Source organism: Desulforhopalus sp. (genome assembly GCA_030247675.1).
In the GTDB taxonomy this organism is placed as follows: Bacteria; Desulfobacterota; Desulfobulbia; order Desulfobulbales; family Desulfocapsaceae; genus Desulforhopalus_A.
Genome location: JAOTRX010000002.1, coordinates 199,789 through 220,740, shown reverse-complemented (window position 1 = coordinate 220,740; position 20,952 = coordinate 199,789). Strand labels below are relative to the sequence as shown.

Genomic DNA, 20,952 nt, shown 5'->3' with positions numbered 1-20,952 from the left:
CCCTTCTTTGCAATTCGAGACTATACACTCCATGCCCTACCTCCTTCTTGTTCTCACCACCCTGTTTTGGTCAGGCAACTTCGTTGTCAGCCGGGGAATGCACACCGTTATGCCACCCATGGCCCTGTCCTTCTGGCGCTGGGCCCTGGCCTTGCTGATCCTCGCCTGCTTCGGCATGCACCATCTTCTCGCCCAGCGACAATTGGTCAAACAACATAAGACCTTTCTCATAACCCAGGGCCTTTTGGGAGTGACCGGCTTCAACAGCCTCATCTACCTGGCCATGCACAGCACCACAGCGATCAACGCCGTTCTGGTCAACTCCTGCACCCCAATCATTATTGCCCTGGTGGCATGGGCCAGATTTGGCGATCGTCTCAGCCCCCGCAGGTGTCTTGGGGTGGCCATTTCCCTTTGCGGTGTTTTATTGATCATCTCCCGCGGCGAATTGACCAGCCTTCTCCAGCTGCAGTTCAACAGCGGCGACATTTTGGTATTTATTGCCTCCTGCCTCTGGGCCTTCTATTCGGTTGGCCTGAAAAAGTACCCGCAGGGCCTGCACCCCCTCGCCTACCAAACCGCCATTGCCATGGTTGGTCTGACTGCCCTGCTGCCCTTGTATCTCCTGGAAATAGCCTCCGGTAAAAGCTTCGTCGTCAATTCCGGGACGGTGGTGACGATCGTCTATGTGGCGGTCTTTGCCTCGGTCCTTGCCTTCATCTTCTGGAATCGGGCGGTAAGCATGCTGGGAGCGAATATTGCCGGGCCCTTCATTCATCTCATGCCGGTCTTCAGCACTATCCTCGCTGTCATCTTCCTGGGTGAGACCCTCACCAAAAACCACGTCACCGCCATCCTCCTCATCTTCGGCGGAATCTTCATGACCACCTTTCGGGCAAAGAGGATGTAACAATCTCCCGGCATTCCAATCTCGGCCGTAAAACCACCTGGCGAAATAACATGCTCCTCTTGCGGTTTTCACCCTTGGTACTTATAATGCCGACCGTTCAAACAACTGTTTGAATACCTGTCATCTTGCATTTATCCTAATAATGATCCCCCGAGGGAGACCTCTTGAAGAAACTATTAAGAATCCTTTCCATCTGCCTCCTGTTAGCAGGCATGCTCAATCACCAGCCATTCCCGGCCAGTGCTGGAGAAACCGCCATCGGTTTTGCCGAGGCCTGGCAGAAGATTGCCAAAGAAAATGATACCCTGGCGGCCGCACGGGAAAACCTTGATCAAGCCAGGCATAAAAAAGATGCGGCCCAAGATCTCTATATGCCGGAGATTGCGGTGTCGGCAAACTATATGCGCCTCAATGACGAGGTGACCCTCTCGCCTAACGATATCCTTGAGAGTATGCCGGCCGGCAACCGTCTTGCTCCGCTGCTTGAAGGGATGGGACGAAGCTATGGTCTGTCCGGTTCGGCTCTCAATGAGGCCTTCACCTCGACAATCGCCGAACGTAACAACCGTTCCAGCAGAGTCAGCGGCTCCTGGCCCATTTATGCCGGCGGACGAATCGATGCCGCCCAGGACATCGCCGCAGGCCAGGAAAAGGAAGCCGGGGAAAAGCTCAACATGAGCCGTCAGGAGCAGTTTGAAAATGCCACCCGGCAGTACTTCGGCGCCGTTCTGGCACGCCTGGTGGCCAATACCAAAGGCGAGCTTGAACACGGCCTGAAACAGCATTTTGACCATGCCCTTCTCCTGGAGCAGCAGGGGCAGATAGCCAAGGTTGAACGTATTCAGGCGGAGGCCGCCTACGACAAGGCGAAGGTTGAACACCGCAAAGCCCGTAGAGATCTGGAGATAGCCGTGATCGCGCTCACCAGATTGCTAAAGAGCAGCGAACCGGTTATCCCGACCGATGCCCTGTTTGTTCAGTGCACGTTGCCGCCGCTAGCAACCTTTCTAGAACAGACCCTCAGCGATTCGCCCGGCCTGGCGGTCCTCAAGGCCAAACAACACCAGGCAGCAGGCTTGGCGACAGTTGAGGAAGGCAAATATTATCCGACAGTTGCCCTCTTCGGAAATTACAGTCTCTATGAGGAAGATGACCTGGCGGGCAAAATTCTGCCCGATTGGGTTGTCGGTATCGGCCTGAAAATTCCCATCCTCGAACGATCTGGACGTTCCGGCAACCTCAAGGCAGCGAAAAGCGCCATTCGCCAACTCGAACACCTGCAAAGTCAGGCGGAAAGCGATCTTGCCGTGCTGGTGGAGAAGACCTACCGCCAGGCCGAACAGGCTGTTGAAGAATACCAGGGCCTGGGCTCAAGCCTTACCCTGGCCGAAGAGACGGTCAGCCTGCGCAGCAAGTCTTTTCAGCAGGGTCTGGCCACGTCACTTGATGTGGTCGATGCCGAAACCTTTCTCGCCGGGATCAAGATCCAGCGCGCAGCCAGCGTTTACAGGTACGTCATCGCCCTGGCAAAACTCCTTGCTCTCAGCGGCCAGATGGAAACATTCTTTAGTTATCAGTTATCCCAAGCCCTATAAATGGGAAAAGAGGTACCTTCATGCGTTCTCTGAAAATCTTGCTGATCGTCGCCGTTGTTCTTGCCGGTGTTTCCTGGCTCGGCTACTCATCCTGGCTCGCCTACCAACCCAAGCCCACGAAGTTACAGGGTCAGATTGAGGCACAACAGTACAATATCAGTTCCAAGGTGGCCGGGCGGATCAATGAGGTTTTGGTCAAAAAAGGCGACCAAGTTCAACAGGGCCAGTTGATTTTCACCATCCAGAGCCCGGAGATCGATGCCAAGCTGGCCCAGGCAATGGCCGGCCAGGATACCGCCCAGGCAGTAGCCGAAGGGGTGAGTTCCGGAGCCAGAAAACAGCAGATCGCCGCCGCCAAAGACCAATGGCAACAGGCCAAGGCAGCCGCCGGGCTGGCGGAAAAGACCTTTCTGCGCATAAACAACCTGTATCGCGACGGCGTTGTTGCCGAACAAAAACGGGACGAGGCCGCAACCCACTTCCAGGCGGCCAGTCATGCGGCCGACGCCGCCTACCAGAACTACAAGTTGGCGGAAGAAGGTGCCCGCGCCGAAGATAAAAGAGCTGCCCAGGGTAAGGTTCAAATGGCGGCCGGAGCGGTGGCCGAGGTCGAGGCCTATGCCTCGGAAACACGGATTGAAAGCCGGTATGACGGTGAAATCAGCCAGATTCTCCTACAGAGCGGCGAGTTGGCACCGCAGGGATTTCCCGTGGTCACGGTTATGGATATGAATGATGCCTGGGCAATCTTTCATGTCCGGGAAGATCGCCTGGCGGAATTCCAGAAAGGCCATGAATTTTCCGTTATCATCCCGGCCCTGAATAATTCCCGTCACGCTTTTCGCGTCAGCCATATTGCGGTTATGGGCGATTTTGCCACCTGGCGGTCGACTACTGGCGATAAGGGCTTTGACATGCGCAGCTTCGAAATTGAAGCAAGGCCCTTGCAACCCATAGACGGCTTGCGGGCAGGGATGAGCGTCCTGGTGCAGCAATGACCGATCAGCCTTTTGCAAGGCTGATTAGCAGGGAATGGCAGGCCTTACTCAGCGACCCCTGGCTGCTTAGCCTGGTGACCTGGATCCCTCTCCTGTTGTTCTTTCTGCTCTGGGCCATTATGTCGGCGGGGATCGCCAGGGATCTGCCCATCGCCATTGTCGATCTCGACCACAGTGCCATGTCGAGGGCCCTTGTCCGCCACTACGATGGCAGTCCATCCCTGGCAGTCGATACCGGTTTTAGCGATCCGCAGCAGGGCGCTGCCGCCCTTCGGGCCGGCAAGATGTACGCCATGATTATTATCCCCGCGGATTTCGAAAAGATGACAATCCTTGGCCATCCGCCTCAGGTAAGTGCCTTTGTCAACAGCCAGTTTCTTCTGATCGGCAGGATTGTCAACGCCGCTCTCCTGCAGGCACAGGCAACCTTCGTCACCAAGGTCGAGATGAGAACAAACCTGGCGGTCGGCCCACCGATATTTGACCTGGCTCTGGCCACTGCCCTACCGGTCGGCACCCAAGCCACGCCGCTTTTCAATATCAATACCGACTATGCACAGTTTCTGGTTGCGGCGATGTTGCCCGCGGCCTGGCAGATTCTGATGGTCGCTGCAACCGTCCTTTCTCTGGCCGGCGAACAACGCCGCCAAGGAATGAGACAATGGCTGGGTACTTCCCCGGTTGCCGCTTTTTTCTCTAAACTCTTACCGCTGGCCCTCCTTTTCTGGCTGCACGGCCTGCTCTTTCTCTGGTTTATGTACATTCAGCAAGGCTGGCCGATGCATGGCAGCTGGCCACTGCTTGCTTTTGCCCAGTTACTGACGGTCTGTGCCAGCCTGTCCGCCGCCTCGGTGTTCTTTTTCATCACCCTCGATGCGACAAGAGGGCTCAGTCTTGCTGCCGCCTACGCCGCCCCCGGGCTTGCCTTTATGGGGATAACCTTCCCGGTTACCGATATGAGCCTCTGGGCGAAAATCTGGCGCAGCTTGCTGCCGATAAACCACTATATCGAGGTCCAATTCGGACAGGTGAACTACGGCGCGTCGCTGACATCGGCCCTCCCTCAACTGACTGTTCTTGCACTGTTTATCCTGCCTCTGTTGTTTTCCATCTACCGGGCCGGACGGTTGGCCGTACCCCCCACCAAGGACACTCCATGTACATGACTTGGTGGGATACCCTGAGGCATGAATGGCAGGCCGTCTTCACCAATTCGGCCATCCTCTTGACGGTGATCGGCGGAGTACTGCTCTATTCATTTCTCTATCCACTGCCTTACATCCAGCAGGTCCCAAGAAATCAGGAGGTGGTCGTCGTCAATCTCGACAACAGCCAGCTGAGCAGGCGCCTGGAGCTGATGGTCGATGCCACGCCCCAGGTTCGTTTGAGCGCACGGGCCCACAGCCTGGATGAGGCAGAGGAAATATTCTTGAGCCGCAAACTTTCAGGGATCCTGGTGATCCCGGAGAATTTTTACCGGGACCTCCTGCAGGGCCGTCGTCCGACCCTCGCCTTTGCCGGTGATGCCAGCTACTTTTTGATCTACGGCACGGTATTGGAGGGGATGGCCGGCGCCGGCGGCACCCTGGCGGCGGAGGTGAAAGTACATAGAATGATCATGTCCGGCCAGCCACCGTCCCTGGCAACGGAACGGCTGAGCGGCGCAAAGCTCAACCTCGTGCCGGTCTTCAATCCGACTATGGGCTATGTCAACTACGTCATCCCGGCGGTTTTTATTCTTATCCTCCATCAGACGCTGATCATGGGCCTTGGCATTCTCGGCGGCGGACAGAATGAGCAACAAGGCGCAGGCCAGGAGGGCTACTGGCAAAGGGTTGCGCCACTGCGGCTTCTCGCCGTACGCACCGGATTCTTTGTCGCCATCTACTGGCTGCTCTTTATGTACTATTTCGCCGTCTGTTTCACCTATTACCAGATTCCCAGGCTGGCTGGGCTGGCCGAGCTTCATCTCCTCCTGCTGCCCTTCCTGCTCAGTGCCACCTTTCTTGGGGTCTGCATGGGATCACTCATGCCGCGGCGCGAGCTCACCACTCTGCTGGTGCTTATCAGCTCCCTGCCGCTTATCTTCGCCTCCGGCTTTATCTGGCCGCTCTCCGCCATCCCCGCGCCGATTGTCGCGGCAAGCCAGCTGGTTCCGGTCATCCCGGCCATTAAGGCATTCCTTGCCTTAAACCAAATGGGGGCCGAATTTTCCGATATTCTGCCTCTTTGGTATCAACTCTGGCTTTGTGCTGTTCTGTATGGCGCTCTCGCCTGGTGGCTGCTGCGAAGAAGACGAAACAATAAGATTGAAGGTGATGGTGGAACCTCCTGAAAAACCGAGGGGTTTTTCAGGAGGGGAGTAAATCGGGTCTTACTCTTTCCAGTCGGGACGGATATGCAACTCGGTGAGTTGTTTTCTGGCAACCGAGGCCGGGGCATCGGTGAGCGGGCAGGTGGCCTTCTGGGTTTTCGGGAAGGCAATGACGCTGCGAATAGAGTCGCTGCCGGTGATGATCATCAACAAACGGTCCAGTCCGAAGGCCAAGCCACCGTGCGGTGGGGCTCCGAGCTCAAGAGCACGGAGGAGAAAGCCGAATTTTTCATTGGCCTCCTCGGCACCGATACCGAGAACTGCCAGCACCTTGGCCTGCAGGCTCTTCTGATGGATACGGATGGAGCCACCACCGATCTCGGTGCCGTTCAGTACCAGGTCGTAGGCCCGGCTGAGTACCGCTGCCGGATCACTGTCCAGCTTGGCGATGTCCTCTTCCTTTGGCGAGGTAAAGGGGTGATGCAGGGCCTGATAGCGTTTTTCCTTGTCATCGTACTCCATGAGCGGAAAGTCGGTGACCCAGGTGAAACGGAAATCGTCTTTTTTCAGGAGATTCAGACGCCTGGCCAGCTCGACGCGCAGCTCGGAGAGTACCTGGAAGACCACCTTGGCGGAGTCGGCACCAAAAAACAGCAGATCCCCCTCGACCGCGTCCATGGCGGTGGCGATTGCCGTCCGCTCTTCCTCGGTAAAGAACTTGCCAATCGGCGACTGCCACTCGCCACCGGCCTTCATCTTCACATAGGCCAGGCCCTTGGCGCCGAACTGAGCGACGAACTCGGTAAGCCCGTCAATCTCCTTTCTCGACAATTCAGCGCAGCCCTTGGCATTGATCGCCCGTACCGTGCCACCGCGGTCGGCAGTATCGCGGAAGACCTTGAAACCGCAGCCGGCTGCGATCGGGGTCAGGTCGACCAGCTCCATACCAAACCGCACATCCGGCCGGTCGGTACCGAAACGGTTCATCGCCTCGGCAAAGGTGAGGCGGGGGAACGGCGGGGCAAGGTCGATGCCCAGGGTGTCCTTGAACACAGCGGCGATCATGCCCTCGTTGATCGCCATGATCTCCTCCTCGTCGACGAAGCTGAGCTCCATATCGATCTGGGTAAATTCCGGTTGGCGGTCGGCGCGCAGGTCCTCATCGCGAAAGCACTTGACGATCTGGTAGTAACGGTCCATACCGGCAATCATCAGCAGCTGTTTAAATAACTGGGGTGACTGGGGCAGGGCATAGAATTTCCCGGCATTAACCCGGCTCGGCACGAGGTAGTCACGCGCCCCTTCCGGGGTCGAGCGGGTCAGCATCGGCGTCTCGATATCGAGGAAGCCATTATCGTTGAGATAGTTACGGACGGTCATCACCGCCTTGTGGCGGGTAACCAGATTGGCAGCCATCTCCGGGCGCCGCAGATCGAGATAGCGGTACTGGAGACGCAGGTTGTCCGAAACCTCGACATCTTCATCAAGGGGAAAGGGCGGGGTCTCGCTGCTGTTTAAGAGGCGGAGTTCACCGGCTAGAACCTCGATTGTTCCCGTGGCAAGCTTCGGATTGGCCATATCCCCAGGCCTTGCCTCCACCTTGCCCCGCACGGCGATAACCCACTCACTACGAATCTGATGTGCCTTGGCGTGAACCTCGGGATTGATCTCGGGGTTGAAAACCACCTGGGTAATCCCCCGGCGATCGCGCAGATCAATAAAAATTACCCCGCCATGGTCGCGCCGACGGAGCACCCAGCCCATCAAGGTTACCTGCTCGCCAACATCCTTGATGCCGAGATCATTACAAAAATGCGTCCGGCGCAAACTTCCCATCGATTCCATAAGTGCTCAATAAGTTAAATTTTTCTAGAATATCGCCGGCCAGGTTCTGCAAGACTCATTGGCCATGCAGCCGTCCCCGGACGGTACGTTACAGACACAACCCAATTTTTACTTGGCGATTCGGGCGATAATCGCTGTGGCCTCAAGTACCACCTCTTCCTGCTGTTCCGTCGCCATATTGCGCAGTAGCCCTTTACCGGCCTCCAGTTCGCTATCGCCGATGATCAGGACAAACCGTGCTCCGGCCTTATGGGCCTGCTTCATCTGGCTCTTCAGGCTGCGCCCCTCGTGGTCAACGGCAATCTTCAGTTTTTCCGCCCGCAGGGCATGGGCCAGGGTGAATCCTGCCTGGCCACCATTGTCACCAAGCCCGGCGACAAAGAGATCGACCTCTTCCGCCGCTACAACAGCCTTTTCCTGTTGCTGCAGAAGGAGCACCAGTCGTTCCATGCCCATAGCAAAGCCGATGCCGGGGGTGTTTTTGGGCCCGCCCAGGGTCTCGACAAGGCCGTCATAACGGCCGCCGGCACCAACGGCCGCCTGCGCTCCGAGATCGGCGGTGATGAATTCAAAGGTGGTGCGGCAGTAATAATCCAGGCCGCGCACCATAAACTTATTGAGGCTGTACGGGACACCCAGCTGACTAAGCCCTTCCTGGACCTTTTGAAAATGATCGGCACAGGGTGCACACAGATGGTCAGGCAGGGCCGGGGCATCGTGCATCTGCTCGCGGCAGGTCGGTACTTTACAATCAAGGACCCGCAGGGGATTGGTGGCGCTGCGCCTTTTACAGTCGCCGCACAAGTGGTCAAGCCGATCGGTGATGTAGGTAAGTAGCTGCGCCCGGTAACCTGGCCGACAGGACGGGCAGCCGAGGGAGTTAAGTTCAAGACTGACCGAAATCCCCAGTTCACCAAGGAGCATCGCCCCCATCGCTATCAACTCGGCATCGACCCGTGGATTTTCCGAACCGAGCACCTCGGTATCGATCTGATGGAATTGCCTGAGCCGGCCCTTTTGCGGGCGTTCGTGGCGAAACATAGGCCCGATGGTAAACAGCCGCTGCACCGGCTTCTGCACATACATTCCATGTTCTATATAGGCGCGAAGCAGCGAGGCGGTTGCCTCCGGGCGCATGGTGACCTTTTTGTCGACAAAGGTGTACATCTCCTTTTCAACAATATCGGTGGCCTCGCCAATGGATCTGGCAAATAGCTCGGTCTCTTCGAGAATCGGCAGCCGGATCTCGGAAAAATTAAAGCGCAGAAAGATGTCCCGGGCCACCCTTTCTAGATGTTGCCAGAGTTCAACCTCCCCTGGCACGATATCCTTAAACCCTTTCAGGGCTTGAATTTTCACAACATTCACCAACGATAAAATAAAATTACGATACCGCGGGGATTCTTCCCGGCACGGATAGGGGACCAGTAAAGTAAAAAAGGTATGAATCTAACCGCAATGCTGCCGTTTTGTCAAGCTATCCACCGCAGTATTCCATACCCTCCGCTCCGGATTTTCGCCTGGATACAGGCATTTTTATTGTTCTGGCAAACATTTCTCAAACCATCTTCCGGCCCACACTTTTCTTGACAAATACCGGCAAGGAGTGCATTATCTGGTTCTCATAATTCAAGCATTCTACTTAGGAGTTCTTTTCGCATGAAGTTACCTTCACTGAAAATCGGCCCATTTACCGCTTCATTTCCGCTCATCCAGGGTGGTATGTCCATCCGTGTATCTACATCTTCGCTGGCAGTTCCCGTTGCCGATTGCGGAGGAATTGGGGTTATCGGCGGTTCCGGTCTGCCACCCGAAGAACTCAGCGCCGATATCAAAAAGGCCAAGGCCGCCACCAAAGGAGTTGTGGCGGTCAACATCATGTACGCCATGAAGGACTTTTACCAATTGGTGATGAGCTCCATTGATGCCGGTATCGACATGATTATCACCGGTGCCGGATTTTCCCGGGATATCTTCAAGATAGGTAAAGAGTACAATACCCCGATTGTCATGATCGTCAGCTCCCCGACGCTTGCCAAACTCGCCGAGAAACTCGGCGCCTCAGCAATTATCGTCGAGGCGAAAGAGGCCGGCGGCCATCTCGGCACTGACCGCCCTCTGCGCGAGATTTTCCCGCCTATCCGCGAGGTTATTAAAAAAATTCCGCTGATCGCCGCCGGCGGCCTCACCAATGGCTACGAAATGGCTGAAATGATGGACCAGTATGGCGCCGACGGCATCCAGATCGCTTCCCGCTTCGTGCTCAGCAAGGAATGCGACGTCTCCGACGAGTTCAAGCAGGCCTATCTGAACGCCAAGAAGGAGGATATTGTCCTCACCTCTTCACCGGTTGGCATGCCCGGCCGGGCCTTAAACAATCCCTTTGTTCAGGCGATCAATGCCGGCGAGGACGTAAGCACCAAAAAATGTCCGCAATTGTGTCTGAAAAAATGTGATCACCATTACTGCATTAACGAGCGTTTGATGATGGCCCACGATGGCAACACCCGTGATGGCCTTATTTTCTCCGGCGAAAACACTTACAAAATGGACAAGATCCTCTCGGTTGCTGAAATTTTCAAGCAATTCAGAGAACAAGCCGAAGCAGTGTACAAAGAGGGATTAGGTTTCAGCCCGGCAGTTTGACCCAATGAGTCTCTGAGCATGGATTTACCTGAAGAAGAAGTCGCCGCGGAGGTTCCACCATCCACGCTTTCCGCCCGCATTCTTTTACCAAAAGATCACCCCATCACCCCCGAGAAAATTGACCGGGACGCCCTTTTTGTCCTCCGTAAACTCGCCGGTGCCGGCTTTGCCGGGTATCTCGTCGGCGGTGGGGTCCGCGACCTGTATCTCGGCAAGACCCCCAAGGATTATGACATCAGCACCGATGCCCGGCCCGGCCAGCTCCGCAAGATCTTTCCCAACAGCAATACCATCGGCCGCCGGTTTCGCCTCGTCCAGGTGTTCTTTAAGGGCGGAAAAACCATTGAAATCAGCACCCTTCGTTCACTGAGCGAGTATGAGATTGACGGCCCGGAGGAAGTCCTCGCCCCGAACAATACCTTCGGCACTTTGAGCGAGGATGCCCGGCGGCGTGACCTGACGATCAACTCCCTTTTTTATGAAATTGAACAGGGCACGATTATTGATTATGTCGGCGGCACCGAGGACCTGCAGAAGGGCATAATCAGAATAGGCGGGGACCCGGTGCGCAGGATCGGCCGCGATCCGGTGCGGATTATGCGCGCGATCCGCCACGCCGCCAGGAACAGCTTCACCATTGAGGCAGAAACCTGGAAGGCCATCTGCGACCAGAGTGGCAAACTTACCCTCTGCCCGCCGTCCCGGCTCCGCGATGAACTCCTCAAAGATCTTTACGGTGGTGCAAGTGCCCCTTGGTTTCAACTGGCCGCCGACTCGGGAATTTTCTGCAGCCTTTTTCCTTTCTACCGTAAGATCCTCCTGAGAAACCCAGACGGACAGAATAGCCAGAAAGAACTGCTGATGCGTCTTTTCCAGGTCATTGACCGCACTAACACCCTTGCCGTCAGCCGCCACAGCCACCGGCAGCCCGACTTCTTTTTATTCGCGCTCATCCTCATTCCCTGGGTGGAGGCACGTTGGCAGCTGTTCAGTGAATTCCGAAAAAGTAACGCCCTCTTCCAGCTGGCAAAACAGATCCGTGAGGAGATAGACCGAACTATCGGCATCAGCCTCAACCTGCGCCGTTCCCTCCGTCAGGATGCAGTCAGCCTGTTGCTCAATCTTGCTCTCCTTATCCACAACAAGGGTCCGGCCGGATGGCCCAAGTGGCTGAAACGAAAGAGTTACTATAAAACAGCCAGATTGTTTTACGATTTTTATACAGAGGCCCTCACCGGCGAGACGGTCGATGATGAATTGCTTGCCTCAGGCACCCTGTCCCAACCACCGGCAGAACTCCCCCTCGTAACCGACCAAACCACATCCACTCCAGATGAACGGAGAGGTGCCCCCAAATGCAAACCCGCCTTTTCACAAAAAACCAAGGGCGGTATTTTCGGCTTCAAGAAGTAGTCCTCTTGCCCCAATCGCTGTCGCATCGACAAACTGGACAGTGACACAACATTTACGGCCAGGAAATAGACCGCACAGCACTTGCTCTGCAAGTAGCAGCTTTTATCGCAAGTGGACCAGCGCCACGCCCCTCTCCCTTCTCAACCCATTTGAGGTTCACCGCGAACCAACCAATGTTCCTGTATTTATAATATTATTCTAAATCGTTAGCACACATTTAAGCTCCACCTAGTACAACCAAACAGAGTATTTTCGACAAGGTCTTGAGGTGCTACGCACACCATCACCTTGTGCGTGTTGTGCATACCCAGCATTCACATGCCAAAAACAGCAAAAGCGGCCTAGGTTTAATAAATTAGGTCTTGTGTTGCTCCTACAAAGGTGGTAGTTTTTGCCATCTCAACCGTCGAGGGATATTGAGTAATGCGCATCTTTGTATTTCTGCCATCAACATCGACGCACTTTCTGCACAATGGCAACAAAACAACCCAAGCGCTGTTTACGCCACACACTTGCCCCCTCTTCCCGACTAAATTTTGGCGTACAACAGCCCATTTCGAAATCAATTTCTAAGCGGCGAAACCCCGCTTGCGGCTTTGTCGTCGCCGCGTGTCTTTGCCTTTCCCATCTGATCTCCTTCTTTTCCGCCCCACTTACGCTGTGCACTTTTAAATCACCTTCGGCACTTTGTTTCAACGGCACATCGCCAAGAAATACCGGCCTGGATGTCGATATTCAAAAATATAAAGGCCCTCAAGCCTTACGTTTTCTTTTTTGTCGTTCGTTTATTTCTTCGGCATAGATCGTGCCGAATTAACCGCGCATTGGCGCACATTTGTCGTCACACAGCAATAGGAGGTTGATATGGCAGACAAGGTAAATACAACTTTGGAACCGCAGCTTGATCGGCGCGGCTTCCTCAAGGGATGCACGATGGCTGCAGCAGCGTTAGGGCTGTCCGAAGCTATGATCCCGAAACTCGTCGAAGCGGCAGCAACCGCCGAACGCCCACGTGTTATCTGGCTCCATTTCCAGGAATGCACCGGCTGTACGGAAAGTCTCCTGCGTTCTTCGCATCCGGATTTGGCCCGGCTGTTACTCGACATAATCTCCCTTGATTATCATGAGACAGTCATGGCAGCCGCCGGTCATCAAGCCGAGAAAAATCTGCATGATACCGTTGACAAACATCCCTTTATCCTGGTTGTTGAAGGCGCTATCCCGACCAAGGATGGTGGCATCTATTGTAAAATCGCCGGCAAAACCGCCGTTGATATACTCGCCAAGGTTGCACCTAAGGCCTCAGCAATAATCGCTATCGGTACCTGCGCGACCTTCGGTGGTGTTCAGGCTGCAGCACCAAACCCAACGGGGGCTGTCGGTGTTCAGGATCTGGTAAGCGGCAAACCGATCGTCAATATTCCCGGCTGTCCGCCAAACCCGGTGTCCTTCCTGGGTACCATTCTTCACTATCTGACCTTCAAGAGGCTGCCTGCCCTTGATAACCTGAACCGTCCGCTCTTTGCCTATGGCAGAAGAATCCACGACCATTGTGAGCGCCGTGCCCATTTTGACGAAGGCCGTTTCGTTGAGCAATTCGGCGATCAAGCCCACAAACTCGGATACTGTTTATATAAAGTTGGCTGCAAGGGTCCTGAGACCTTCTCCAACTGTCCGGCAGTTCGCTTCAATGACGTCGATGTTTGGCCGGTAAGTGTCGGCCACGGCTGCATCGGCTGTACCGAGCCGAATTTCTGGGATACCATGACTCCATTCTACGAAAGACTACCAATGGTGAAAATCCCCGCCAGCGGAATCATCGACAACGCTGACCAGGTTGGTAAAACCGTTCTTGGGGTAACTGCCGCCGCCGTCGGTATCCATGCTGCAGTGGGTATTGGCAAACGGCTGATTAAAGGCAAAAGCGAAGAATAATAAGAGAAATTTTTTTGCCTGATTGAATTTGGCGATTAATAAAACATTTACTGGCTCTGGGAAAAATGCAATTTCCCTTTACCTGGTAGTCAAAATTTGGAGGTTTCACACATGGCTCAGAGAATCACCATTGATCCGGTAACCCGGATTGAGGGTCACTTAAGAGTAGATATCGAAGTAGACGGAGGCAAGATCACCAAGGCCTGGTCCTCCGGTCAGATGTACCGCGGTCTTGAGAACATCCTCAAAGGTCGTGACCCGCGCGACGCATGGTTGTTTGTTCAACGCATATGTGGTGTCTGCACCACCGTTCATGCCCTCGCTTCAGTACGTTCGGTTGAGAATGCTCTCGGCATCGAGATTCCCCTCAATGCCCAGTTGATCCGTAATATGGTGCAGTCTATTCACTGTCTGCATGACCATATCGTCCATTTTTACGCCCTCTCTGCCCTTGACTGGGTAGATGTTGTCTCAGCCCTCAGTGCCGATCCTGTTGCAACCGCAAAACTCGCCGACAGTCTTTCCGACTGGCATGGCAATAGCCCCAAACGTTTTGCCGCAGTAAAAGAGAAATTGAAAACTTTGGTTGCCAGCGGCCAACTCGGCCCCTTCGCCAATGCGTATTGGGGTCACGCAGCCATGAAACTGCCACCAGAGGCCAACCTCATGGCGGTATCCCATTATCTGGAGGCCCTTGATTATCAGCGCAAGGCCACCCAGGCTCTGGCCATTCTCGGCGGTAAAAATCCGCATATCCAGAACCTCACCGTCGGTGGTGTCACCACCAATATCAACCCGGAGAATCAGACCGCTGTTACCATGGAGCGGCTCTACTTCATCAAGCAGCTTGTTGAGGAAGTAAGCACCTTCATCAAGATGGTATATATGACCGACGTCGTTGCAGTTGGAGCCCTCTACGCCCACTGGATTCCTTACGGCGCAGGTGTCACCAACTACCTGGCCGCACCGGACATGTTCCTCGACGCCAAGGCAACCAAGGCTGACCTTCCCGGTGGAACCGTATTTGGCGGCGACCTGAAGACCATCAAGCCGATCAATATCCACGCCGATCCGTACTTCAAGGAGAACGTCCAGGAGTCCATCGCCAAGGCTTGGTATGACGGCAACTGGTCGAAGCATCCATGGGATTCCTCAACCGATCCGAAGTTCACTGATTTCCAGGATGAAGGCAAATACACCTGGTTGAAGGCCCCGCGTTTCCAAGGCAAACCGATGCAGGTTGGTCCTCTGGCGCAAATGGTTGTAGGCTATGCCCAGGGCCATGAGCTGACCGTGAAGAGTGTCAACGACTTCCTTGGTCGTGTCAGTGCCGTTGCCGGCGCCAAAGTTGGTCCAGAAGCTCTCCATGGCACCATCGGACGGCATGCTGCCCGCGCCGTTCGCGCCGGAATGATGGCCGACCTGTGTCTCAAGCACTGGAACCTGCTGGTCAACAATATCTCCTCCGGAGATTACGAAATCTTCCGGCCCTGGTCGTATCCGAAGGGCGAGCAACGCGGCGTCGGCGTTCATGAGGCGCCACGCGGTCTGTTGTCACACTGGATCGTTATCCAAGATGGAAAAATCAAGAATTACCAGTGCGTTGTCCCTTCCACGTGGAATGCAGGTCCCCGTGATGACAAGGGTCAACTCGGCCCCTACGAGGCATCCCTCGTTGGCAATCCGATTGCCGATCCGGAGAAACCCCTGGAAGTTCTGCGTACCATCCATTCATTCGATCCGTGTATAGCCTGTGCTGTCCACATGCTCGATCCGGAAGGTAAGGAAGTTGTGAAAGTAAAAGCAATGTAAGCTTTTCCCCAACACGTAAAACTTTTCTTTCCGGCTCAAACCGCAGGAGGTAATAGAATGGCAACATATGAAAAACATCATTGCTGGAGCATACTGCTCCGGCTGTTCCACTGGATGTTTGCCCTGTCTATCGTTTTTCTGGTAGCGACAGGGTTTTACATCAACACCCCATGGACAAATACCATGATTGAGGGGAGTTTCAGCTTCCCCATGGCTACCATGCGCTACATTCACTATCTTGCAGCGTATACCTTTTCCGCCGCAGTGGCGATCAGGCTGTTTCTCTACATCTTTGGCAACGCCCAAGAGAGAATCTTAGATATCCTGCCGGTTACCGGCCGGAATATCAACAACCTGTTCATGACCCTGTTGCAGTACAGCTACATCAGCGATAAACATGACGAAAGACTCGGCCATAACATCCTGGCCGGTCTGGCCTATCTCTTCACCTTTATCGCAGCGATCTTCATGATTGTCAGCGGTTTCTATATGCTGTACCCAGAGGCCTCCTTTTGGGCCGATTGGGGGGTGAAGATTTTCGGTAGCCAGCAATTTGCCCGGTATATTCACCACATTCTCATGTGGTGGTTTATGATCTTTGCGGTCATCCATATCTATCTCTGTATATGGAATGACACAAAAGAGCCAGAGGGACTCATTTCCTCTATCTTTACCGGTGTTAAATTCAAGCACAAAGCCTAAGCAGCAAGGGGTCGAAATACTTGTCCAAGGTACGGTTCAGGGCGTAGGATTTCGACCCTTCATTTACAATTTAGCCTGTCGTTTTGGGATTTCCGGATCGGTGACCAACACCGGTGCCGGGGTGGTCATCACAGCCGCCGGACCAAGCGACAGGCTTCAGCTTTTTCTAGGCGCCATCACCGCCGATGCCCCACCGCTGGCACGGATCTCCGGCGTAGAAACCAGGGATCTTACCGGGCCTCTGCCAACCGAGCCATTTACCATCCTGCCCAGCGTCGCCGGCGCTTCCACCAACACGGCCATCCCCCCGGACGTGGCCCTTTGTGACGACTGCCTGCGCGAGCTCCTCGACCCGGCCGACCGGCGCTTTCATTACCCCTTTATCAACTGTACCAACTGCGGACCGCGGTTTACCATCGTCCATACCATCCCCTACGACCGGCCGAAAACCTCTATGCAGGTTTTTCCGCTGTGCACGCAGTGTGACAGTGAATACCACAACCCCGGGAACAGGAGATTTCACGCCCAACCCAACGCCTGCAAGGCCTGCGGACCAGCAATCACCCTGCACTCGCCAAGCGGCGAAATGGTCAACACAACAAGCCCCCTGGCCGAGGCCGCCACCCTGTTACAGGCTGGACGGATCTTGGCAATCAGGGGAATGGGCGGTTTTCATCTTGCCGTAAATGGTTGTTCGACCTCTGCCGTTGCCCTGCTCCGCACAAGGAAAGGCCGACCTGACAAGCCCCTGGCAATCATGGTTCGCGACCTGACAGCGGTAGAGAAATTCTGCGTCCTGGGACCGGTCGAGACGGCCATTCTTACCTCACCGGCCCATCCCATCGTCCTCCTGGAAAAGCGGGGCAATACCAGTCTCGCCGCCAACCTTGCCCCGGGCATTGATGAAATCGGCATCATGCTCCCCTATACCCCCGTCCACCACTTGCTTTTTCAGATGCCCAGCTGCCCTGAGGCCTTGGTCATGACCTCCGGCAACAGCAGCGGCGCCCCGATCTGCACCGCCAATGCGGATGCCCTGGACCGCCTTGCCACCATCGCCGACTACTTCCTCCTCCACAACCGGGAAATCGTCACTCGGGTGGATGACTCGGTGGTAAAGGTAGTGAACGGCCAGCCCTTGGTGCTGCGCCGAGCCCGTGGTTTTGTCCCGGCGCCGGTGCATGTCAAATGGCAGCTTCCAAAGATTCTCGGCTGCGGTGCCGGGCTGAAAAGCACTTTGAGCCTGGGCCGCGACACCAGTGTCTTTCCCAGCCAGCATATCGGCAATCTCGACAATCTTGCCTCTTATGATTTTTATGTTGAATCGGCGAACCACCTGAGCAAAGTGCTGCAGCTTCAGCCGGAGGCGGTTGCCTGCGATCTCCATCCAGACTATATGAGCAGCCACTATGCAGCAGGCCTGAACCTTCCCCTGTACCCCGTGCAGCATCACCATGCCCATGCAGTTGCGGTCATGGCCGAACATGGCCTGGATGGGCCTGTTCTGGCGGTGGTGCTCGACGGCACCGGCCTGGGCGACGATGGCACGGTCTGGGGGGGTGAAATTCTCCTTACTGAACCGACCTCCTATCGCCGCCTCGGCCACCTCAGTCATCTGCGCCTGCCGGGCGGTGATGCGGCCGCCACTGAACCTTGGCGTATGGCCATTGCCGCTGTATACCAGACCTTCGGGCCAGGGTCTTTGGTCGGCAAGCTGCCACCCTCCTTGGCAAACCTTGACCCTAATGCGGTCGCCACTATAGTTTCCATGCTGGCAAAGGATTTTAATTGTCCGCTCACCTCCAGCTGCGGCAGATTGTTCGACGCTATCGCAAGCCTGCTTGGCATCCGGCAGAAAATCAGCTATGAGGGGCAGGCAGCCATGGAGTTGGAGGCATTGGCCAAACGCGGCCGCAGTCATGCCTGGCGTGAAGATATTTTGCTCAATTCGCACAAGAACTTAGCAATTCTCCACAACGAAACAACAGGAAAATGGGAGATTAGTTGCCCGGAATTTGTTACAGTGGTCCTCGAAGGCATCGCCCAGGGAAGGCCATCAGCCGACATCGCCTGGCACTTTCATAAGATGCTCATCGGCAGCATCTGTAGAGTCGTTGAAATTCTTGCCCAGCAGACCGGTATCAGACAAATAGTGCTTTCCGGCGGATGTATGCAAAACACCCTTCTGCTGGAGGGGCTGCTTTATGCTTTTCAATCCACGCATCTTCAGACGTTTACTGGAAACCTGCTGCCAGTCAATGACGGCGCGGTTTCTTTTGGTCAGACTATTATAGGAGGTCTGCGACATGTGTCTCGCAATTCCCATGAGGGTAACCAGCGTTCAAGGTGACCCCGATGATTTTACCACCAGCCAAATCGCCACGGTCGATGCCGACGGCATCAGCCGGGAGGTTCGCCTCGACATCGTCGATCATTGGCCGGCCGTTGGCGACTACGTGATCATTCACGCCGGCTTCGCCATCCATTCCCTGGACGAGGAAGAGGCCTTGAAAAACATCACTCTGCTTCGCCAACTCGCTGAAAGTACACCAGAAGAACTGCTCTCCTAGCAAAGGCTGAACATGAAACATCTCGACGAATACCGTGACAGCAAGCTGGCCATGCCCCTTGTCGAAGAATTACGAAAGGCTGTAACCAAGCCGTTACGGGTCATGGAGGTTTGCGGTTCGCACACCATGGCCATCTTTCGCAACGGAGTGCGGTCGATCCTTCCGGAAGGTATGCAGCTGGTTTCAGGCCCCGGCTGCCCGGTCTGCGTCACCTCCGCGTCGCATATGGACGCTTTTATCGGCATGGCCGACCGGCCGGGGGTGCGGGTCGCCATCTTCGGCGATCTCTTTCGGGTCCCCGGCAGCCATGGCTCACTTGCCGAGGCCAGCTCACGGGGCGCCAAGGTGGAGATCGTCTATTCGCCGATGGACGCCCTTGATCTGGCGGTGAGAAATCCGGAGGAGTTGGTGGTCTTTCTCGGCGTCGGTTTTGAGACGACGACTCCCGGCATTGCTGCCACCATACTCGCCGCGAAAAACCAAAATGTGAAAAATTTCGTGGTATTTTCCACCCAGAAAACTATGCCCGCGCCAATGGAGGCCTTGCTCAGCGATCCCGCCCTGCAGATCGACGGCCTGCTTTGCCCCGGCCATGTCTCCTCGATTATCGGCGCCGGGGCATGGGAGCCTCTCGCCCAAAAATACCATTTGGCCTGCGTCGTCGGTGGCTTTGAGACCGCCGATCTATTGAAAAGCCTCATCCTTCTCGCTCGGCAGGTTGCCAATAACGACATCAAGGTCGAAAATGTCTACCCCCGGGCCGTTGCCTGGGAAGCCAACCAGCGGGCGGCCAAGATGGTCGCCGAGATCTTTGAACCGGCCGACATGGATTGGCGCGGCCTCGGCCGTATCCCCCTCAGCGGTCTGAAGATTCGTAAGAAATACGCCGACTTTGATGCTGAGGTCCGCCTCGACATCACCCTGCCCGAGGCCCACGAACCGAAGGGTTGCCTCTGTGGCAACATCTTGAAAGGTATGAATACCCCTAGAGAATGCCCGCTTTTCAGCAGCCGCTGCACTCCGGCAAACCCGATCGGGCCCTGCATGGTGTCCAGCGAGGGTACCTGCGCTGCCTACCACAAATACGGCCAGGATGAATAGCCATCGAACACGATAACCATCTATGGCTGGCGAACTTTTGCGCCTCTTATGAACTTCGCAACCTAAGGATACACCAGGAATGTCCGAAAAAAAAATCTTACTCGATCACGGCAGCGGCGGACTGGCAAGCCAGCAACTGATAGGCGAACTGTTTCTCAAGTATCTCGACAACCGGACCCTGCACAGTCTTGAAGACAGTGCCATCCTCGATAATCGGTCTGGCCGGTTGGCCTTTACCACCGACAGCTATGTCGTCGATCCGATTTTTTTCCCCGGCGGCGACATAGGCAAGCTGGCAGTGCACGGCACCATCAACGATCTGGCAATGCGCGGCGCCTCTCCCTATTGCCTGAGCCTCGGCCTCATCCTTGAGGAGGGCTTTAGCATGGATGAATTGGAACGGATCATCATCTCCATCAGCGAGGCCTGCCGTGAGGCCGGCGTACCGGTGGTAACCGGCGACACCAAGGTTGTCCCCAAGGGCAAGGGCGACAAGATCTTTATCAATACCTCGGGCATCGGCTTTGTCCCGGAACATATTGATATCTCCTCAAAAAACGCCAAGGAGGGCGATGCGGTCATCGTCTCCGGAACCATCGGCGACCACGGCATCACCATCATGACCCGGCGTGCCGGTATTGCCGTACAAGGCGACCTGCGCAGCGATACCATGCCCCTGCACGGCCTGGTCGAAAAACTACTCACCGAACTCCCCGGGGCAATTCACACCCTCCGCGACCCAACCCGCGGCGGCGTCGCCACCTCGCTGAACGAGATTGCCGGCAGCAGCGGCCTGTCCATTGAACTGTCCGACGAAGCCCTGCCGATACGTCCGCAGGTGCGGGCCGCCTGTGAACTCCTCGGTCTTGAGCCCCTGTATCTTGCCAATGAAGGGAAGTGCCTGGTGATTGTCAGCGGCGACCAGGCAGCCAAGGCACTGGCGATCATGCAGGCAACCACCGAGGGCCGCGAGGCGGCGATTATCGGCAGACTGACCGCCGGAAAAGCGGGAAGAGTGGTGATCAACACGCCAATCGGAGGCGCCAGGGTGGTTACCCCCCTGCACGGCCTCCCTCTACCGCGAATTTGCTAAAGACTTCACAAGGAATCC

At 55.5% G+C, this 20,952-nt stretch carries 17 protein-coding genes; 14 read left to right on the top strand and 3 right to left on the bottom strand.

Going from position 1 to position 20,952, the window contains the following annotated elements; genetic code table 11:
* Window positions 1-31 precede the first annotated feature (31 nt).
* The 5 genes from OEL83_01030 (at window position 32) to OEL83_01010 (ending at window position 5,838) form a co-directional block, all read left to right on the top strand.
* On the top strand, window positions 32-910 hold the full coding sequence (locus OEL83_01030; protein MDK9705606.1) for a DMT family transporter: 879 nt from the start codon (window positions 32-34) through the stop codon (window positions 908-910).
* Window positions 911-1,074: 164 nt separating this feature from the next.
* Complete coding sequence (locus OEL83_01025) at window positions 1,075-2,505, top strand: TolC family protein (GenBank protein ID MDK9705605.1); 1,431 nt, start codon at window positions 1,075-1,077, stop codon at window positions 2,503-2,505.
* 20 nt (window positions 2,506-2,525) lie between these two features.
* Window positions 2,526-3,503, top strand: coding sequence for an efflux RND transporter periplasmic adaptor subunit (locus OEL83_01020; GenBank protein ID MDK9705604.1), 978 nt, complete (start codon window positions 2,526-2,528; stop codon window positions 3,501-3,503).
* Complete coding sequence (locus tag OEL83_01015; protein MDK9705603.1) at window positions 3,500-4,669, top strand: ABC transporter permease; 1,170 nt, start codon at window positions 3,500-3,502, stop codon at window positions 4,667-4,669. The genes OEL83_01020 and OEL83_01015 overlap by 4 nt, the downstream gene beginning before the upstream one ends.
* Complete coding sequence (locus OEL83_01010; protein MDK9705602.1) at window positions 4,666-5,838, top strand: ABC transporter permease; 1,173 nt, start codon at window positions 4,666-4,668, stop codon at window positions 5,836-5,838. Before OEL83_01015 ends, OEL83_01010 begins: the two co-directional genes overlap by 4 nt.
* Window positions 5,839-5,877: 39 nt before the next feature.
* Here the strand turns inward: OEL83_01010 and aspS are convergent, their stop codons facing one another.
* Together aspS and hisS are read right to left on the bottom strand one after the other, a co-directional pair.
* Entirely contained in the window at window positions 5,878-7,662 is a 1,785-nt protein-coding gene (gene aspS / locus OEL83_01005) for an aspartate--tRNA ligase (GenBank protein MDK9705601.1), read from the bottom strand.
* 108 nt (window positions 7,663-7,770) lie between these two features.
* Window positions 7,771-9,021 carry a histidine--tRNA ligase gene (hisS, locus tag OEL83_01000; GenBank protein ID MDK9705600.1) on the bottom strand — a complete coding sequence of 417 codons (1,251 nt, stop codon included), beginning with the start codon at window positions 9,019-9,021 and terminating at the stop codon, window positions 7,771-7,773.
* 300 nt (window positions 9,022-9,321) lie between these two features.
* On the opposite strand from hisS, the gene OEL83_00995 reads away from it, so the two are divergent.
* Both OEL83_00995 and OEL83_00990 read left to right on the top strand, forming a co-directional pair.
* Window positions 9,322-10,308 (top strand): nitronate monooxygenase, encoded by a 987-nt coding sequence (locus tag OEL83_00995; GenBank protein MDK9705599.1) that lies wholly within the window; start codon window positions 9,322-9,324, stop codon window positions 10,306-10,308.
* Window positions 10,309-10,326: 18 nt separating this feature from the next.
* Window positions 10,327-11,721, top strand: a complete 1,395-nt coding sequence (locus OEL83_00990) for a polya polymerase (GenBank protein MDK9705598.1) — start codon at window positions 10,327-10,329, stop codon at window positions 11,719-11,721.
* 447 nt (window positions 11,722-12,168) lie between these two features.
* Here OEL83_00990 and OEL83_00985 read toward each other — a convergent pair whose 3' ends face one another.
* Window positions 12,169-12,417, bottom strand: a complete 249-nt coding sequence (locus tag OEL83_00985) for a hypothetical protein (protein ID MDK9705597.1) — start codon at window positions 12,415-12,417, stop codon at window positions 12,169-12,171.
* 168 nt (window positions 12,418-12,585) lie between these two features.
* On the opposite strand from OEL83_00985, the gene OEL83_00980 reads away from it, so the two are divergent.
* The 7 genes from OEL83_00980 (at window position 12,586) to hypE (ending at window position 20,934) form a co-directional block, all read left to right on the top strand.
* The gene (locus tag OEL83_00980) at window positions 12,586-13,656 is read left to right on the top strand and encodes a hydrogenase small subunit (GenBank protein MDK9705596.1); all 1,071 of its coding nucleotides are present in this window, start codon (window positions 12,586-12,588) and stop codon (window positions 13,654-13,656) included.
* A 111-nt stretch (window positions 13,657-13,767) separates the two neighbouring features.
* Window positions 13,768-15,468, top strand: coding sequence for a nickel-dependent hydrogenase large subunit (locus OEL83_00975; GenBank protein ID MDK9705595.1), 1,701 nt, complete (start codon window positions 13,768-13,770; stop codon window positions 15,466-15,468).
* A 57-nt stretch (window positions 15,469-15,525) separates the two neighbouring features.
* Complete coding sequence (cybH, locus tag OEL83_00970; protein ID MDK9705594.1) at window positions 15,526-16,170, top strand: Ni/Fe-hydrogenase, b-type cytochrome subunit; 645 nt, start codon at window positions 15,526-15,528, stop codon at window positions 16,168-16,170.
* On the top strand, window positions 16,100-18,520 hold the full coding sequence (gene hypF / locus OEL83_00965) for a carbamoyltransferase HypF (protein ID MDK9705593.1): 2,421 nt from the start codon (window positions 16,100-16,102) through the stop codon (window positions 18,518-18,520). The genes cybH and hypF overlap by 71 nt, the downstream gene beginning before the upstream one ends.
* Window positions 18,477-18,740 carry a HypC/HybG/HupF family hydrogenase formation chaperone gene (locus OEL83_00960; GenBank protein ID MDK9705592.1) on the top strand — a complete coding sequence of 88 codons (264 nt, stop codon included), beginning with the start codon at window positions 18,477-18,479 and terminating at the stop codon, window positions 18,738-18,740. Before hypF ends, OEL83_00960 begins: the two co-directional genes overlap by 44 nt.
* Window positions 18,741-18,752: 12 nt before the next feature.
* Entirely contained in the window at window positions 18,753-19,841 is a 1,089-nt protein-coding gene (hypD, locus tag OEL83_00955; protein ID MDK9705591.1) for a hydrogenase formation protein HypD, read from the top strand.
* Between the two features lie 79 nt (window positions 19,842-19,920).
* Entirely contained in the window at window positions 19,921-20,934 is a 1,014-nt protein-coding gene (gene hypE / locus OEL83_00950; protein ID MDK9705590.1) for a hydrogenase expression/formation protein HypE, read from the top strand.
* The last annotated feature ends 18 nt before the right edge of the window (window positions 20,935-20,952 follow it).

Bases quoted from the DNA above. Each gene is read 5' to 3' on its own strand.
- OEL83_01030 (MDK9705606.1), top strand. From the start codon at position 32: ATGCCCTACCTCCTTCTTGTTCTCACCACCCTGTTTTGGTCAGGCAAC.
- OEL83_01020 (MDK9705604.1), top strand. From the start codon at position 2,526: ATGCGTTCTCTGAAAATCTTGCTGATCGTCGCCGTTGTTCTTGCCGGT.
- OEL83_01015 (MDK9705603.1), top strand. From the start codon at position 3,500: ATGACCGATCAGCCTTTTGCAAGGCTGATTAGCAGGGAATGGCAGGCC.
- OEL83_01010 (MDK9705602.1), top strand. From the start codon at position 4,666: ATGACTTGGTGGGATACCCTGAGGCATGAATGGCAGGCCGTCTTCACC.
- aspS (MDK9705601.1), bottom strand. From the start codon at position 7,662: ATGGAATCGATGGGAAGTTTGCGCCGGACGCATTTTTGTAATGATCTC.
- OEL83_00995 (MDK9705599.1), top strand. From the start codon at position 9,322: ATGAAGTTACCTTCACTGAAAATCGGCCCATTTACCGCTTCATTTCCG.
- OEL83_00990 (MDK9705598.1), top strand. From the start codon at position 10,327: ATGGATTTACCTGAAGAAGAAGTCGCCGCGGAGGTTCCACCATCCACG.
- OEL83_00980 (MDK9705596.1), top strand. From the start codon at position 12,586: ATGGCAGACAAGGTAAATACAACTTTGGAACCGCAGCTTGATCGGCGC.
- OEL83_00975 (MDK9705595.1), top strand. From the start codon at position 13,768: ATGGCTCAGAGAATCACCATTGATCCGGTAACCCGGATTGAGGGTCAC.
- cybH (MDK9705594.1), top strand. From the start codon at position 15,526: ATGGCAACATATGAAAAACATCATTGCTGGAGCATACTGCTCCGGCTG.
- hypF (MDK9705593.1), top strand. From the start codon at position 16,100: ATGACACAAAAGAGCCAGAGGGACTCATTTCCTCTATCTTTACCGGTG.
- OEL83_00960 (MDK9705592.1), top strand. From the start codon at position 18,477: ATGTGTCTCGCAATTCCCATGAGGGTAACCAGCGTTCAAGGTGACCCC.
- hypD (MDK9705591.1), top strand. From the start codon at position 18,753: ATGAAACATCTCGACGAATACCGTGACAGCAAGCTGGCCATGCCCCTT.
- hypE (MDK9705590.1), top strand. From the start codon at position 19,921: ATGTCCGAAAAAAAAATCTTACTCGATCACGGCAGCGGCGGACTGGCA.